At 67.8% G+C, this 13648-nt stretch carries 16 protein-coding genes and 3 pseudogenes; 16 read left to right on the top strand and 3 right to left on the bottom strand.

What is annotated here, in order from left to right; translation table 11 throughout:
- Nucleotides 1-49 precede the first annotated feature (49 nt).
- The 3 genes and pseudogenes from ACLF3G_RS27360 to ACLF3G_RS27350 all read left to right on the top strand — a co-directional run bounded on the left by ACLF3G_RS27360 (nucleotide 50) and on the right by ACLF3G_RS27350 (nucleotide 2528).
- Nucleotides 50-442 carry a hypothetical protein gene (locus ACLF3G_RS27360; protein ID WP_430672550.1) on the top strand — a complete coding sequence of 131 codons (393 nt, stop codon included), beginning with the start codon at nucleotides 50-52 and terminating at the stop codon, nucleotides 440-442.
- An 87-nt stretch (nucleotides 443-529) separates the two neighbouring features.
- Nucleotides 530-797, top strand: a pseudogene (locus ACLF3G_RS27355) (IS110 family transposase); the annotation flags it as partial.
- 117 nt (nucleotides 798-914) lie between these two features.
- Nucleotides 915-2528, top strand: coding sequence for an ISL3 family transposase (locus ACLF3G_RS27350; protein WP_430672549.1), 1614 nt, complete (start codon nucleotides 915-917; stop codon nucleotides 2526-2528).
- A gap of 64 nt (nucleotides 2529-2592) precedes the next feature.
- Here the strand turns inward: ACLF3G_RS27350 and ACLF3G_RS27345 are convergent, their stop codons facing one another.
- Together ACLF3G_RS27345 and istB are read right to left on the bottom strand one after the other, a co-directional pair.
- Nucleotides 2593-3258 carry a UPF0149 family protein gene (locus ACLF3G_RS27345; RefSeq protein ID WP_430672548.1) on the bottom strand — a complete coding sequence of 222 codons (666 nt, stop codon included), beginning with the start codon at nucleotides 3256-3258 and terminating at the stop codon, nucleotides 2593-2595.
- Nucleotides 3259-3486: 228 nt separating this feature from the next.
- Nucleotides 3487-4249: pseudogene (istB, locus tag ACLF3G_RS27340) on the bottom strand (IS21-like element helper ATPase IstB).
- Between the two features lie 109 nt (nucleotides 4250-4358).
- On the opposite strand from istB, the gene ACLF3G_RS27335 reads away from it, so the two are divergent.
- The 9 genes and pseudogenes from ACLF3G_RS27335 to ACLF3G_RS27295 all read left to right on the top strand — a co-directional run bounded on the left by ACLF3G_RS27335 (nucleotide 4359) and on the right by ACLF3G_RS27295 (nucleotide 10707).
- Complete coding sequence (locus ACLF3G_RS27335) at nucleotides 4359-4580, top strand: hypothetical protein (protein ID WP_430672547.1); 222 nt, start codon at nucleotides 4359-4361, stop codon at nucleotides 4578-4580.
- Nucleotides 4581-4637: 57 nt separating this feature from the next.
- Entirely contained in the window at nucleotides 4638-4952 is a 315-nt protein-coding gene (locus ACLF3G_RS27330) for a hypothetical protein (RefSeq protein WP_430672546.1), read from the top strand.
- Between the two features lie 408 nt (nucleotides 4953-5360).
- On the top strand, nucleotides 5361-5642 hold the full coding sequence (locus ACLF3G_RS27325; protein WP_430672545.1) for a hypothetical protein: 282 nt from the start codon (nucleotides 5361-5363) through the stop codon (nucleotides 5640-5642).
- Between the two features lie 140 nt (nucleotides 5643-5782).
- Nucleotides 5783-6710: pseudogene (locus tag ACLF3G_RS27320) on the top strand (IS5 family transposase); the annotation flags it as partial.
- A gap of 656 nt (nucleotides 6711-7366) precedes the next feature.
- Nucleotides 7367-8752 carry a chromate efflux transporter gene (gene chrA, locus ACLF3G_RS27315; RefSeq protein ID WP_430672544.1) on the top strand — a complete coding sequence of 462 codons (1386 nt, stop codon included), beginning with the start codon at nucleotides 7367-7369 and terminating at the stop codon, nucleotides 8750-8752.
- A gap of 110 nt (nucleotides 8753-8862) precedes the next feature.
- Complete coding sequence (locus ACLF3G_RS27310; protein WP_430672543.1) at nucleotides 8863-9210, top strand: hypothetical protein; 348 nt, start codon at nucleotides 8863-8865, stop codon at nucleotides 9208-9210.
- A gap of 21 nt (nucleotides 9211-9231) precedes the next feature.
- Nucleotides 9232-9420: a hypothetical protein gene (locus tag ACLF3G_RS27305; protein ID WP_430672542.1), complete on the top strand. Its 189-nt coding sequence runs from the start codon at nucleotides 9232-9234 to the stop codon at nucleotides 9418-9420.
- 82 nt (nucleotides 9421-9502) lie between these two features.
- Nucleotides 9503-10345 carry an MFS transporter gene (locus ACLF3G_RS27300; protein ID WP_430672541.1) on the top strand — a complete coding sequence of 281 codons (843 nt, stop codon included), beginning with the start codon at nucleotides 9503-9505 and terminating at the stop codon, nucleotides 10343-10345.
- Nucleotides 10288-10707, top strand: coding sequence for an MFS transporter (locus ACLF3G_RS27295; protein WP_430672540.1), 420 nt, complete (start codon nucleotides 10288-10290; stop codon nucleotides 10705-10707). The genes ACLF3G_RS27300 and ACLF3G_RS27295 overlap by 58 nt, the downstream gene beginning before the upstream one ends.
- Before the next feature lie 48 nt (nucleotides 10708-10755).
- Here ACLF3G_RS27295 and ACLF3G_RS27290 read toward each other — a convergent pair whose 3' ends face one another.
- Nucleotides 10756-11034: a metal-sensing transcriptional repressor gene (locus ACLF3G_RS27290; RefSeq protein ID WP_430672539.1), complete on the bottom strand. Its 279-nt coding sequence runs from the start codon at nucleotides 11032-11034 to the stop codon at nucleotides 10756-10758.
- Between the two features lie 81 nt (nucleotides 11035-11115).
- Here ACLF3G_RS27290 and ACLF3G_RS27285 point away from each other — a divergent pair, with 81 nt between their 5' ends.
- Genes ACLF3G_RS27285 through ACLF3G_RS27270 form a run of 4 tightly spaced genes read left to right on the top strand, consistent with a single transcriptional unit; the run spans nucleotide 11116 to nucleotide 13632 of the window.
- Entirely contained in the window at nucleotides 11116-11430 is a 315-nt protein-coding gene (locus ACLF3G_RS27285; protein WP_430672538.1) for a hypothetical protein, read from the top strand.
- 60 nt (nucleotides 11431-11490) lie between these two features.
- Nucleotides 11491-12213 (top strand): HupE/UreJ family protein, encoded by a 723-nt coding sequence (locus ACLF3G_RS27280; protein ID WP_430672537.1) that lies wholly within the window; start codon nucleotides 11491-11493, stop codon nucleotides 12211-12213.
- Between the two features lie 11 nt (nucleotides 12214-12224).
- Nucleotides 12225-12872 (top strand): hypothetical protein, encoded by a 648-nt coding sequence (locus ACLF3G_RS27275; protein ID WP_430672536.1) that lies wholly within the window; start codon nucleotides 12225-12227, stop codon nucleotides 12870-12872.
- 55 nt (nucleotides 12873-12927) lie between these two features.
- Nucleotides 12928-13632 (top strand): MFS transporter, encoded by a 705-nt coding sequence (locus ACLF3G_RS27270; protein ID WP_430672535.1) that lies wholly within the window; start codon nucleotides 12928-12930, stop codon nucleotides 13630-13632.
- The last annotated feature ends 16 nt before the right edge of the window (nucleotides 13633-13648 follow it).

Here is a 13648-nt window from a genome sequence, read left to right as displayed (position 1 = left end):
CTTGCACCAGGCCCAGGCCCTTCATTGAAAACAAGAAAAGGACTGGAAGATGAGATCAACGATCGAAGTGAAGCGGTTCGAGACACCTGATCAGCTGCTTGACATGAAGCAACGTGGTCGGATCTCCATCATTCGGATGGCTGACGGCACTGCTGGGATGCATGCGATCTTCGAGCCGGGTTGGACCTGGGAGGCCGACGAGAAGCCGCTGCTCGGCTCGCCCGACTCCTGCCCGATGCGCCACACCGGATACTGTGTCAGCGGCAAGCTCGTGGTCCGCATGCTAGACACTGGGGTCGAAACGCAGATCGGCCGTGGCGACTTTTTCGAGATCCCGCCTGGGCATGATGCTTACGTTGAAGGCGCGGAGCGGGTCGAACTCGTCCTCTTTGCACCACCCGAACATCAGCATTGTTGGCAGCTAGACCAGACATCCGCCTGAGATAGGGGCGACCGGTCTCACAGTATGCCGGTTGCGAGGGTTGCGCCGGATAGTCCGGCACCGAGCCTCATGCATAGGAGACGGGTCATGGAGAAGCCTGTCGCTTACGTGGCCCTTGATGTGCGCAAGGAGACGATTGCGGTGGCGGTGGCCGCGGCAGACAAGGAGGGGCGAGGTCCGCGAATACGGCACGATCGTCAACACGCCGACCGCGCTGAAAGCATCGGCGGGCAAGCTGGCGATGTCGGGAACAGCGCTCCATTTCTGCTACGAAGCCGGACGGTGCGGCTACGGGATCCAGCGGCAGTTGAGCGCGGCCGGGTACGACTGCGTCGTGGTCGCGCGCTCGCTGATTGCGGATTCCGACGAAGCTGGCCGTGGGTTCCGGGCTCTCCCGCAGATTGTGTGGTGTCTGGCGCTGGGGAGGCAGGCTGCCCATTTACGATAGCCCTGAAGCAATCGACGGGTTCTCTTGTCGAAGCGCATTCTGCCGTTGATCCCCAGCGGCCTTGCGGTTGAGCAGATCGTGTCGTCGGCCAACCAGATCACCATCGTCACGGCGCTCCGTGCCACGAGCGCGGCTTGTCCAGGCTGTCATGGAACCTCCAGCCGCATTCATGGTGTCTACCGGCGTCGGCTGCGGGATCTTCCCTTTCAGGGCCGTCCGGCCGCGCTCTTGGTCCGGGTGCGCCGGTTTTGCTGCGCCAACCCCTGCTGCCCGTATCAAACCTTTGCCGAGCCGCTGGGGTCTATCGCAGCCCGCTCGGCAGGCCGCAGCGCGCGGCTGGCCGAGGTCCAGTGCCAACTCGGCCTTGCTCTGGGTGGGGAGGCCGGCGCCCGCCTTGCCGGGCGGCTGACCATGCCGGCCAGCCCCAATACCTTGCTGCGCCTCGTGCAGCGCGCGCGGACGCCCGAGCCTGCAGCGCCGCGCGTGCTGGCGGTCGATGACTGGGCCTGGCGTCGCGGCCAGACCTACGGATCCATCCTGGTCGACCTTGAGCGCAACCGTGTCGTCGACCTCCTGCCTGACCGCGAAACCGGCACACTTTCGGCCTGGCTGCGGCGCCATGACGGGGTCGAGATTGTCGCGCGCGATCGCGCTGGCGCCTACGCTGATGCCGTACGGCAAGGCGCACCGGATGCCATGCAGGTCGCGGATCGCTGGCACCTCCTCCGCAACCTCGGCGATGCGCTGCGGGGCGGCGTTGATCGCCACCGCGGTGCCGTCCATCATGCGGCGCGCGCCGTGTCGGAGCAGACCACCACCCCAACAGTGCACGTGCTTCCGCCGGCGACACGCGAGGAACTTCTTAGGGCGGACCGGCGACATCGCCGTCAGCTCCGCCATGAGGAGATGGCGCGGCTGCATCGGCAGGATCTGACCCACCACGAAATCGGCCGTGCCGTCGGCGCAAGCCTGCCCACGGTCTATCGCTGGCTCAAGGCCAATGGACCGCCGTCGCACAACAAGCCTGAGCAACCCAGAAATATTGGACCTCATGAGGCCTATCTGGCCCGTCGCTGGGCTGAGGGTTGCCGCAATGGCGCCCGGCTCTGGCGTGAACTCCACGCCCAAGGCTACCGAGGCGGCCTGCGCAGCGTGGTGCGTTGGGCGACGCGCCGCCGCCGCGAGGAGAGCGCGGGAGCAGCGGAGGCGCCCCGCCGCACCATGACCTGGCCCACCCCCTCGTCCCGGCGCTGCGCACGCCTGATCAGCACATCCCGTCACCAGATCGACGCGAAGGAGCAGGCCTTCGTCGATCACTTGGCCAGCGCCGCGCCCGATTTGATCCGCGCCGGCCGCCTCGCCATCGCCTTCGCGAAGTTCCTCCGAAAGCGCCGCCCCGACATTGCAAGCGCCAAGGCGACGCTGATTGGATGGATAGAAACCGCCCGGAGGGGCTTGCTGAACAGCTTTGCCCGCGGTCTTGAGCGCGACAAGGACGCCGTGGCTGCCGCCATGGCAACGCCATGGACCACCAGCCACGCGGAGGGCCAGATCACGCGCCTCAAGGCGATCAAGCGCTCCATGTACGGCCGCGCCGGCTTTCACCTGCTGCGCCAACGTGTGCTCCTGACCGCATGACCAGGAAGGTATCAGGGCGCCGGCCGTGGCCTCTGGTTCACGCTGGCGGCAACCCTCCGCAACCTCAGTTCCTGCCGCAGCAGAGCTTGTATTTTCGCCCCGACCCGCAGGGGCAGGGCGCGTTGCGGCCAATCTTCGGAACGCGTCCGCGGCTCCGTTTGGTCTTCCAGAACCGGTCGATGGCCACCACGCAGGGCGCGATCATGTTTGGCACCTCGGCGAGCAGTTCGTCGAGGCGATCCTCGTCCACGTCGAGATCGAACTCGTCGGTGCCGCGCGCCAGCAGCAGGATCGGCATCATCAGCGAGCCGGCATCGCGGTGGCTGAACAACGGATCCCAAGCGGTGGGACGCAGGCCGACAGCTTCGAGGAACCCTTCCGCCCAGAGGTCTGCGATGACCTCGCCTGTCTCATTGGTCAGGAACAGTGGCTCGAGGATGCCCTCCTCGTCCTGCAGGCCGTGAATGATCTCGTTGTAGCGGGCCATGATGGCACCGAGCATCGCCTCCGCCTCGGCAGCGTCCTCGAACACCGGCGGCTCGTCGCCCCACACGAAGTGTAGCCATTCGCTCGGCATGATGATCTGTGGACCAACAGCAATGCCAGCCAGAAACCCGTCCAGCTCCGACAGCTCCATCGCGTCTTCGGGTGCACGGCTGGAGCTAAGCCAAGCCTCAAGCAGATCGAGGCCCAGCAAGTCCGTTCCTGCAGAACGCGGATCCTGCTCCATGGCCGCCCCCATGTCCGAGCGTGCAGCGTAGACGTCTGCCCCCAGCCGGTCACGAGCGAATGCTCAGTCCAGCAGTTCATGCCGGCGGTTGACGCGCTGACGCCAAGCAAGCGTCGGAACAAACCACATAAAATGCGGGAGAGCCGGGTTCCGATTGAAGCGGGCCACCTGTTCCGAGCGAAGCCGGCCGGGGTTGTGGTGGCGGTCTGCGAGCGGACGGAGTTTGGCCTAGCATTCCCCCTCGGCGTCAGCTGCGACGGCACGGCGGGCGGCACGGCGGCGCATGGACTTGTCCTTGAGCTCGATGCGGTGGGCGTTGTGGACGAGGCGGTCGAGGATGGCGTCGCCGATGGTCCGGTCGGCGATCCATTCGTGCCAGGAGGGCATCGGCAGTTGGCTGGTGACTGCGGTGGCGGCGCGGCCGTGGCGGTCGTCGATGACCTCCAGCAGGTCCCGGCGCCCCTCAGCGGTCAGCGGCGTCAGACCCCAGTCGTCCAGGAACAGGACCAGCACCCGCGCCAAGCCCTTCAACATGCGGGCGTAGCGGCCATCGCCCTTGGCCAGCGGCGCCTCCAGCAGCCGCGGCAGGCGCTCGTAGAGCATGCTGCGTCTGTCGCGGCAGGCCTTGTGTCCGAGGGCGCAGGCCAGCCAGGCCTTGCCCGCCCCGGTCGGCCCCGTCAGCAGCACGCCCTGGTGGCTGTCGATCCAGTCACCGCTGGCGAGGCGTTGGAACATGGCGCGGTCGAGGCCACGGGCAGCGCGCCAGTCGACATCCTCGATGTAGGCGGACTGGCGCAGCCCAGCGAATTTCAGCCGGGCACGCATGCGCCGGTTCTCGCGGCCGGTCGCCTCGTGCTCGACCAGCAGGGCCAGGCGTTCCACAAAGCCAAGGCCATCGAGATCCGGCTGTCGGCTCTGCTCCTCGAGGGCCTGCGCCATGGCGACCAGGCCCAAGGGCGCGCAACCGCTCGCTCGTCGGGTTGGTAAGCATGCTGTCTCCTCAGTGGTAGCCGCCGCCGCCGCGGATGTTCGGGTGCCGGATGGACGGGGTGTCCGGCACGGGCTCGGGCGCGTAGGCACGGTCGAGGCCGTTGTGCAGGGTGCGGGGCACTGCACCGCACGGCGATCGAGCCATAGCTGCGGGCGCCGATATCGAGACCGCGCTGGCAGGCCGCCTCCACCCGGCCAGCGCCGCAGCCGCGCACCAGGCCGAGGATGCCGAGGCAGGCCCGGAAGCTCTGCTCGGGGTGGGGCTTGGCGGCCACGATCGCCTCGACCATGGCGGCCGCTTCGGAGCCGATCGCCGCAGCATCACGGCGTAGCCGAGCCGGGGTCCAAGCGCGGCGACCGCACGAAGATCATCGTGCAGTGGCCTCCTAATGCCGATGCTCGTGGTCTTCCTGCTGACGGTGGCGGGTCTGCTCTATGCCATCCTCACCGACGTGGTGTTCGAGCGCGACCCCGGTGACGGCAAATCCGTGATCATCACCTGGACCCTCTACAACTTGGCGGTCTTGGCGGTGACAATGGCCGTGTGCGTCGAGCTGCCCCGCCGCGCCTCCGCCCATTCTCCGGGGTACGCTGCCAGTGGTGTCCGGTTCGGCGAGCGGCGGATGCGTGGCTGGGCGATGCGGCAGACGGCGGAGGATGCCTGGATCCGGGGCGGACCGTTGCCGAGACCGGTGCCGAGGTAGAGCTCGACCTGCCCGCGATCGAGGCGCTTCGCGCCAGGGTCACCCTACGCGAGGATGCGGGCGTTGCATTGGCGCCTCTGCCGACGGCGCAATAGCAGGTGGCGCTGCTAACTTGGCTGCACACGCAGGAAGGCTCGGCCGGCACACGGCAGACCCATCTGGATGGTCTGCTGACGGCGCTTGGCCGCCGGGCCTCTGAGAGCAACAAGAAGCTGATTGACCCGTGCGGGACCACCACCGCAGATAAAAACGGCAAAGCAACAAGATCAAGTAGGAGTGACCGGCGCAGGCTGGGCCAGAGGTTGATTTATTTCCTCAAGCGCAAACATCGTGTTTGGGCGATCCTCCTGGACGCCCGTTGCGCGTCACCTCCCGGACGCGAAGACAAACCCCGATTTCGAGACCCACATGCGTCCTCATGCCAAGACCACCATCCGCGTCGTACTGCTGATGAGCGTGTTGGGCCTCGCTGCCTGCGGCCGATCGCCCGGCGAGCGCGCTTTGACCGGCGGCCTGCTGGGCGCCGGCGCCGGAGCTGGCGTCAGTGCCGTTGCAGGTGGCGATCCCGTCGCCGGCGCGCTGATCGGCGCCGGCGTGGGTGCGGTTGGCGGCGCGCTCACCGCGCCGCAGCGCAGTTCTGGCGGTGGCCCGCCCCGCCACAGCCGAAGCCGCCATAACCGCCGCTACTAAGGACTGGCGCTACTGCGAGAGATGAGATCGAGCTCACTCAGCCGCACGCGCTGATCGCGGCTTAACAGGCTGCGGAAATTCGGCTTTTCGAATCGCGCATGATTTGATTCCCCGGCCCTGCGTGGTCGGCGGCCGTTGGGATGCGCGGAGCGGATCGTCAGACCGGTTCGATGTTCAGCTACCTAAGCCTGGAGGAGATAGTTCCAGTCGGGCATCCGCTGCGGCTGATCCGGCTGCTGGTGAATGGGGCGTTGGTGCGGCTGTGGGGTGAGTTCGACAAGCTGTACACGGTCGGCGGTCGCGATTCGATTGCACCTGGGAAGTTGTTGCGGGCGCTGTTGCTGCTGGCATTCTTCTCGGTGCGGTCGGAACGCCAGCTGATGGAGCAGATCAGCTACAACATGCTGTTCCGCTGGTTCATTGGCCTGGCGATGGATGCGCCGGCGTGGGACGTGACGGTGTTCACCAAGAACCGGGACCGGCTGTTGCGGGGCGACATCGCGCGGCAGTTCTTCCAGGCGGTGCTGGCGGCGCCCGAGGTCAAGCCGCTGCTGTCGTCCGAGCATTTCTCGGTGGATGGCACGCTGCTGGACGCCTGGGCCTCGATGAAGAGCTTCCGGCCGAAGGATGGCTCCGGCGCGCCGCCTAGGCCGGGTCGCAACGGCGAGCGGGACTTCCATGGCGAGAAGCGGAGTAACGAGAGGCACGCCTCGACCACCTACCCAGAGGCGCGGCTGGCGCGCACGTCGAACGGCCGGGCACGTGGTGATGGAGAACCGCAACGGGCTGGTGGTGGCGGCCAAGGCGACGCTGGCGATCGGCACGGCGGAGCGCGAGGCGGCACGGGAGATGGTGGCCGGGTTGGCCCGCGGTGCGCGGGCGACGCTGGGCGCCGACAAGAACTACGACACCCGCGACTGCGTGGTCGAACTGCGCGACCTCGGCGTGACGCCGCACGTGGCGCAGCACATCAACGGCCGTCGCTCGGCGATTGATGGCCGCACCACGCGGCACCCGGGCTACGCCGTCAGCCAGCGCATCCGCAAACGGATCGAGGAGGTGCTCGGTTGCGCGCGACAGACCTTCGTGGAGCTGCTGCCGACCGAGGTTGCCCGGCGCTCTGGGCAGCACACCTCGCGGCTGGAGGAGCCGTGGGAAGCCCGGTGTCGCCACTCAGCCGGCCTGTGGGGTCACCTGCGCGCCGAGGGTTTGGGTGGCTACTCGCGGGTTGTCACCGAATGGGTCAGGCGGCCTCGGCGCAGCGAGCGGCCCGGAGGCGGCGCAACTGGCCGGGTGCCGCCGGCCAGGACCATTGCCCGGGTCATGCTAGCCGGCCGCGACCGTCTCGCGCGGGCGGAGGCGGTAAGGGTCACCACCGTTGAGGCGACCGTCCCGGCGCTGGCTACGGCACGGGATCTGGTCGGGCGCTACCACCGAGTGTTGCATTCGCGGACGCCGGATGCGTTGGCGACGTGGATCAACGACGTCAGTGCCAGCATGCTTGCTGCCTTGGGGCGGGGCACTGCGCTTGATCAGGCGGCTTGAGCCTGCAGATGATCCTCCCATCGCATTGAATCGCAAATGCATGGCGCAGTCGGCGGACTTGACCGGTCCAGGCTGGCTGACCATGCTCTGGGCTCGGGGCCAGTTCGCGATCGCCCCGTGAGGCTTCGGCCCAAGCATCGCGTCCATGCTCCGGCGCTTTGCGCCGAAGGAGGACGGTTGTGCCGGGTTCGAACATCGTTACGCCAGATCAGGTGGGGGTGAGCAGCGCCCTGGCAGCAGCACCGCCACGGTTGCCGTCTTTCGGCGAGGCGCTCAGGGTCTGGCTCAAGATCGGCCTGCTCTCCTTTGGCGGCCCGGCTGGGCAGATCGCCCTGCTCCATCGCGAGATCGTCGACGAGCGGCGCTGGGTTTCCGACGCCCGCTTCCTGCACGCCCTCAACTTCTGCACGCTCCTGCCTGGGCCCGAGGCCCAGCAGCTCGCAACCTATCTCGGGTGGCTGCTGCATGGCGTGCGGGGAGGGGTCGCCGCCGGGGCGCTGTTCGTTCTGCCAGGCATGGCGGTGATGCTCGGCCTCTCGATCCTCTACGCCACGCTCGGTGAGGTACCGCTTGTCGCGGCGCTGTTCTTCGGCCTGAAATGTGCGGTGCTCGTGCTGGTAGTCGAGGCGCTGCTGCGCGTGGCCCGGCGCGCGCTGAAGACCAATGAGGCTTGGGCTCTTGCCGCCGCCGCCTTCATGGCGCTCTACGCCTTCGGCATACCCTTCCCGATCGTGGTGCTCACCGCGGCCCTCATCGGCTACTTCGCGCCCGGAGCCTTCAAGGCGGGCGGCCACGGCACCGCCAAAGACGGCCCGCCAGCGGTGCTCGACGCCGTGCTGGCGGCGGATCCGGGTCGGCCTGCCCGACTGGCCGCCAAGGCTTGGCAGGCAGGCTGGGTCGCCGTAGCGCTCTGGCTCGCCCCGGTTGCCGTCCTGACGCTGCTGGTCGGCGGTGTCTTCGCCGACGTTGCCTGGTTCTTCTCGAAGATGGCGGTGGTCACTGTCGGCGGCGCCTATGCCGTGCTGGCCTATGTCGCGCAGGAGGCCGTGCAGGGCTATGGCTGGCTCACGGCGGACCAGATGCTGGTGGGTCTCGGACTCGCGGAGACGACGCCAGGGCCGCTCATTCTCGTCCTCCAGTTTGTCGGCTTTCTCGCGGGCTATGGCGCCGGCGGGCTTGCCTGGGGCGTGCTCGCCTCGGTGCTGACGGTTTGGGTGACTTTCGCGCCGTGCTTTGCCTTCATCTTCCTTGGCGCGCCCTACGTCGAGCGGCTGCATTCTAATCGCGCGCTGACGGGTGCCCTGGCCGCAGTCACGGCCGCGGTCGTCGGCGTTATCGCCAACCTGGCGCTCTGGTTCGGCCTGCGCGTGCTGTTCGCCGATGTGCAGCGATGGGAGGCGGGACCTGTCGGCTTCGATATCCCCAGGCTCGGCTCGATCGATCCACTCGCCCTGGCACTCGCCGCGCTGGCGGCGGCCTGCCTGTTCTGGCTGAAGCTCGGCCTTCTCCGGACGCTCGGTATCACCGCAGCGGTCGGCCTCGTCACGAAGCTCATCCTGGGATGAGGAGCGATCGGGCTGGATTGGCCAAGCGCAGCCTGCTGATAGCGGCTGGCGCGGCGGTCTCGGGCCGGGCGCATGCACAGGGGCAGCGCTGGCGGCAAGATTTCGAGAGAATGGCGACCGGTAGTCCGCCGTCAGAGTTCAGCATTGGGCTGGCGGGTGGCGGTCCTCCACCGCGCTGGCTCGTGCTGGAGGACCCATCGTCACCCGCTGGACCACGTGTGCTCGCGGAGACCAGCCGCGACCGCACCAATGCACGCTTCCCGGTCGCCGTGGTGGAGGGCTTTGAGGCGCGAGACGTCCGCGTCACGGCAAGCTTCCGGCCGGTAGACGGCCGGGTGGACCAGGCGGCCGGGCTGGTGGTGCGCTACCGAGACGCGCGGAACTACTACGTCGCCCGGGCGAACGCGCTCGAGGACAACGTACGCCTCTATCACCTGGTGAACGGACGGCGGACCTAGTTCGCGGGCATCGACATCCGCGTGCCCCGCGACCGCTGGCAGACCCTCGGGCTGGCGGTCCAAGGCGACCGCTTCGAGGTCTCGCTCAACGGGCAGGTCGTGTTCGGCGCGACCGACCGGACCTTCCCTGGCGCCGGCCGGGTTGGGTTCTGGACAAAGGCGGACAGCCTCACGCATTTCGATGCGCTCGAGGCGGAGGCGCTGGGATGATCAGACGCGAAGTTGCCGACCAGCGCCGGAGGGGGCGCCGGTGACGGACGGGACAGCCGACAGAGCCGCAGCGACTGGGACCATGCCCACCGCGGCGAGCGGTAACCCGATCCGCCGGATCCTCGTCGCGAGGGCCCTGCGCGACTTCGGCGATGGCCTCATGGCGGTGCTGCTGCCCGCCTACCTCCTCGCGTTCGGCTTCGGCGCCGCGGAGGTCGGGGTTGTCGCCACGCTGGCGCTGCTTGGCTCGGCGCTGATGACTCTCGGCGTGGGTGTCGCCGGCACCCGTGCCGATCCGCGGCTTCTGCTCCTGCTCGCGGCCGGGCTGATGACGGCGACGGGCGTCGGCTTCGCCTTGGCGGCGGGCTTCATGGCCATCGCCCTGGTCGCGCTGTTGGGCACCATCAACCCGTCCGCCGGCAGCGTCAGCATCTTTGCCCCGCTGGAGCAGGCGCTGCCGACCGGTGCATCGTCCGACACCGCCCGCACTGCCGTCTTCGCGCGCTACAGCCTGGTCGGCGCGATGGCGGCCGCCGTCGGAGCGCTCGCCGCCGGCGTGCCCGAACTCTTGGCCCGCACCGGCGTCACGGAGCTTGAGGCGCTGCGATCGTCTTTCCTGGTCTACGCCGCCCTCGGCGTCGCCTGCTTCCTGGCCTACCGCTCGATCCCGGTGCTGCCGGCCGCGGACCGACGCGAGCGCCACGCACCGCTTGGTCCCTCGCGGGGGATCGTCGTGAAGCTCGCCGCGCTGTTCAGCGTGGACAGCTTCGCGGGAGGGCTCGCTGTTCAGGCGCTGCTCGCGCTCTGGCTGTTCGAGCGTTCGACCTCTCGCTGGCGCAGGCAGGCCTGTTCTTCTTCTGGTCGGGAGTGCTGTCGGCCTTCTCCTTCCCGGTCGCTGCCTGGCTTGCGGGGCGGATCGGGCTGATCAACACCATGGTCTTCACGCACATCCCGTCGAGCCTGTGCCTCATCGCGGCGGTGCTCGCACCGAGCGTCGAGGTCGCGCTCGGCCTGCTGCTGCTGCGCTCGGCGCTGTCGCAGATGGATGTGCCGACGCGGACCTCCTATGTCATGGCCGTCGTCACCCCGCCCGAACGCACGGCGGCGGCGAGCTTCACGGCGGTGCCGAGGGGGCTGGCAGCCGCGGCTGGGCCAGCAATCGCCGGCACCATCTTCGCTGCTGGATACGAGACCGCGCCCTTCATCCTCTGCGGCGTGCTCAAGATCCTCTACGACCTGGCACTGCTCTGGGCCTTCCGCCACATCAAGCCGCCGGAGGAGCGGTAGCCGGCGACGCCGCTGCCAGGCGCGCCAGACTCAGCACGCCGCTGAGCTTCAGAGATACTTGGTGATAGCCTTGAACTCCTCAATCGGCGCACGGGCAGCACGCGGAATGGCACCGATGACATGGTCCAGGCAGTGATCGAGGTGATCGTGGATGAGGGTGCGTTTGGCCTTGGTAATGGCCGCTTCCACCGCGTGAAGCTGCTGGGCGATGTCCAGGCACGGCCGGCCCGCTTCGATCATCTCGACCACGCTACGCAGGTGACCCTCCGCCCGCTTCAGCCGCTTGACGATCTCGGGGTGGGACCCGTGGACATGCGCTACGCTCATGTAAGATTCCTATCCATCTGGTAGGGATATGGTCAATCTGCTATCGGCGCTGGAGGCACCGGATTGGAGCAGCCACGCGGCATGAGGGGGTTCCGACACATCGTCAGGCTGCTGCTCGTGGCCTTGCTGATCTGCACCTTTGCGCCGCCGCTGGCCGCGGTGTCGACGCATGGTGCCGATGACCACGTCCATGCCACGGACGATCCGGGTCTGCCTGGCTCCCACGATGCCGCCGACCACACGATCGCGGACCACCTGCATGAGGCGGTGACCGCGCGCCCGGCCAACCTGACACCGCGATGGATGCCGCGTGCCCGACTTGCGAGATCGGGGCAGGAGGACCTTGCGCCGACGCCACGCGACAGAATGGAACGGCCGCCCCGCGAGCTCGGCTGAGCTTCCCATGCCGCCGTCTTCGGACAGCTTGTCCCCTTCCCACCTATGCGGTCCCACAACATGAATCCGATCATCGCGGGCAACCAACGCCTGTCGCGAATCCCGTGGCTATGCGTCCTCGTCTTGGGTCTCACCCTTCTCGGCGCCACCGCGGAGGCGCTCGCCCATGCCGTGGCCGAGGGCGACAAGGGCTACATCCAGGAGATTACCGGCGTTCACCTGCTGCCCTTCGTCTATTTGGGCGCGAAGCACATGGTGACCGGCTACGACCACATCCTCTTCCTGTTCGGCGTCATCTTCTTCCTCTACCGGCTGCAGCACATCGCCATCTATGTCAGCCTGTTCGCGCTTGGCCATTCGACCACGATGCTGGCCGGCGTTTATTTTGGCATCGGCATCAACAGCTACCTGATCGACGCTATCATCGGGCTGTCCATCGTCTACAAGGCCCTGGACAACCTTGGCGCCTACCAGCGCTGGCTCGGCTTCCAGCCGAACACAAGGGTGGCGACGCTGATCTTCGGCTTTTGCCACGGCTTCGGCCTGTCCTCAAAGATCCTCGATTACGACATCTCGCCGGACGGGCTGCTGCCGAACCTGCTCGCCTTCAATGTCGGCGTCGAGGTCGGCCAGCTGCTGGCGCTCGGCGCCATCCTGATCGCCATGGGCTTCTGGCGCCGCAGCCCGAGCTTTCTCAGCCACGCCCACACCGCCAACGTCGTGATGATGTCCGCCGGGTTCGTGCTGATCGGCTATCAGCTCACCGGCTGGTTCGTCTCGTGAGGAACCCTGACATGTACAACACCGACCTTCCGACCCGGGCCGAACTGCCCTCCTCGAAGCAGTTGCTGCGTTCCACCGCCATCGCAGCTATCGCCGCCGCTGCAATCCTGGTCGCGGTGGTGCTGCCGGCCGAATACGGTATCGACCCAACCGGCATCGGCCGTCCGCTCGGCCTGACGGAGATGGGCGAGCTGAAGATGCAGTTGGCCGCGGAAGCCGAGGCCGACCGCGCAACACCCGCCGCAACGCCGGGGCCCGGCTCCAGCCTGCCCGGGGCGATCTTCGCCGGGCTGTTCATCCGTCCGGCCGCTGCACAGACACCGGCGCCCGCAGCCGCGTCGCGGACCGACGAGACCACCATCACGCTGCGACCGAACCAGGGCCTGGAAGTAAAGCTCGACATGCGTCGTGGCGCGCGGGCCAGCTACAGTTGGACCGCCACCGGCCAGGTCAATTACGACCTGCATGGCGAGCCGCCCAACCCCGGGCGAAACGCAGCGCACAGTTATAAGAACGGCCGTGGCTCTTTAGGTGAACAGGGCGAGTTCACCGCCATCTTTGATGGCACGCATGGCTGGTTCTGGCGCAACCGCTCCGGCCGTGATCTGACCGTGACCCTGCGCACGACGGGGAATTACGCACGCATCATCCGTCCCTGAAACCGGCCCCCCCCGCCGGCTTCGGCCGGCGGATAGTCACGGAGTTTGAAGCGCCGTGTTCAGCCCGCTCGCCAGCCGGACCTATCGCCACCTTTTCGCAGCGCAGCTGCTGTCGCTGCTCGGGACCGGCTTGGCGACCGTGGCACTCGGACTGCTGGCTTTCGACCTGGCGGGGGCCGATGCCGGTGCTGTGCTCGGCACGGCGCTGGCCATCAAGATGGTCGCCTATGTGGGTGTCGCACCCGTCGCGGGTGCGTTCGTGCATCTGGTGCCGCGCCGCAGCCTGTTGGTGGCACTCGACCTGCTGCGCGCCGCCATCGCACTCGTGCTGCCCTTCGTGACGGAGATCTGGCAGGTTTACGCCCTCATCTTCCTGCTGCAGGCCGGCTCGGCCGCGTTCACGCCGACCTTCCAAGCGACGATCCCCGACATCCTGCCGGAGGAGGCGGAGTACACCAAGGCACTCTCCCTCTCACGTCTGGCCTATGACCTCGAGGCGCTGGCGAGCCCGGCCATCGCGGCGGCTCTGCTCGGCGTCACCGGATACCACGCGCTGTTCGGGCTGAACGCGCTCGGCTTCCTCGCCTCGGCGGCGCTGGTGCTGTCTGTCGTGCTGCCCTCGCCACAGCCGGCGTCGGCGGCAGAGGGTGCCTGGCGGCGGACGACGCGCGGCGCACGCATCTACCTCGTCGTCCGTGAAGAACTCGGTTTCAGCGCCCGGCGAGCTGTGCTGAGGGCAGTGGAAGCGCCGGCGCGCTGATCGCGATGAGGCTGAG

Origin of the sequence: Falsiroseomonas sp. HC035, from assembly GCF_050563525.1 — a bacterium.
In the GTDB taxonomy this organism is placed as follows: Bacteria; Pseudomonadota; Alphaproteobacteria; order Acetobacterales; family Acetobacteraceae; genus Falsiroseomonas.
The sequence above is the reverse complement of the archived record's forward strand: the minus strand, read 5'-3'. Positions and strand labels throughout refer to the sequence as shown.

What these genes read in the sequence shown, in the direction of transcription:
- ACLF3G_RS27360 (WP_430672550.1), top strand. Translation starts at nt 50, where the DNA reads ATGAGATCAACGATCGAAGTGAAGCGGTTCGAGACACCTGATCAGCTG.
- ACLF3G_RS27345 (WP_430672548.1), bottom strand. Translation starts at nt 3,258, where the DNA reads ATGGAGCAGGATCCGCGTTCTGCAGGAACGGACTTGCTGGGCCTCGAT.
- ACLF3G_RS27330 (WP_430672546.1), top strand. Translation starts at nt 4,638, where the DNA reads ATGCCGATGCTCGTGGTCTTCCTGCTGACGGTGGCGGGTCTGCTCTAT.
- ACLF3G_RS27325 (WP_430672545.1), top strand. Translation starts at nt 5,361, where the DNA reads ATGCGTCCTCATGCCAAGACCACCATCCGCGTCGTACTGCTGATGAGC.
- ACLF3G_RS27310 (WP_430672543.1), top strand. Translation starts at nt 8,863, where the DNA reads ATGGCGACCGGTAGTCCGCCGTCAGAGTTCAGCATTGGGCTGGCGGGT.
- ACLF3G_RS27300 (WP_430672541.1), top strand. Translation starts at nt 9,503, where the DNA reads ATGCCCACCGCGGCGAGCGGTAACCCGATCCGCCGGATCCTCGTCGCG.
- ACLF3G_RS27290 (WP_430672539.1), bottom strand. Translation starts at nt 11,034, where the DNA reads ATGAGCGTAGCGCATGTCCACGGGTCCCACCCCGAGATCGTCAAGCGG.
- ACLF3G_RS27285 (WP_430672538.1), top strand. Translation starts at nt 11,116, where the DNA reads ATGAGGGGGTTCCGACACATCGTCAGGCTGCTGCTCGTGGCCTTGCTG.
- ACLF3G_RS27280 (WP_430672537.1), top strand. Translation starts at nt 11,491, where the DNA reads ATGAATCCGATCATCGCGGGCAACCAACGCCTGTCGCGAATCCCGTGG.
- ACLF3G_RS27275 (WP_430672536.1), top strand. Translation starts at nt 12,225, where the DNA reads ATGTACAACACCGACCTTCCGACCCGGGCCGAACTGCCCTCCTCGAAG.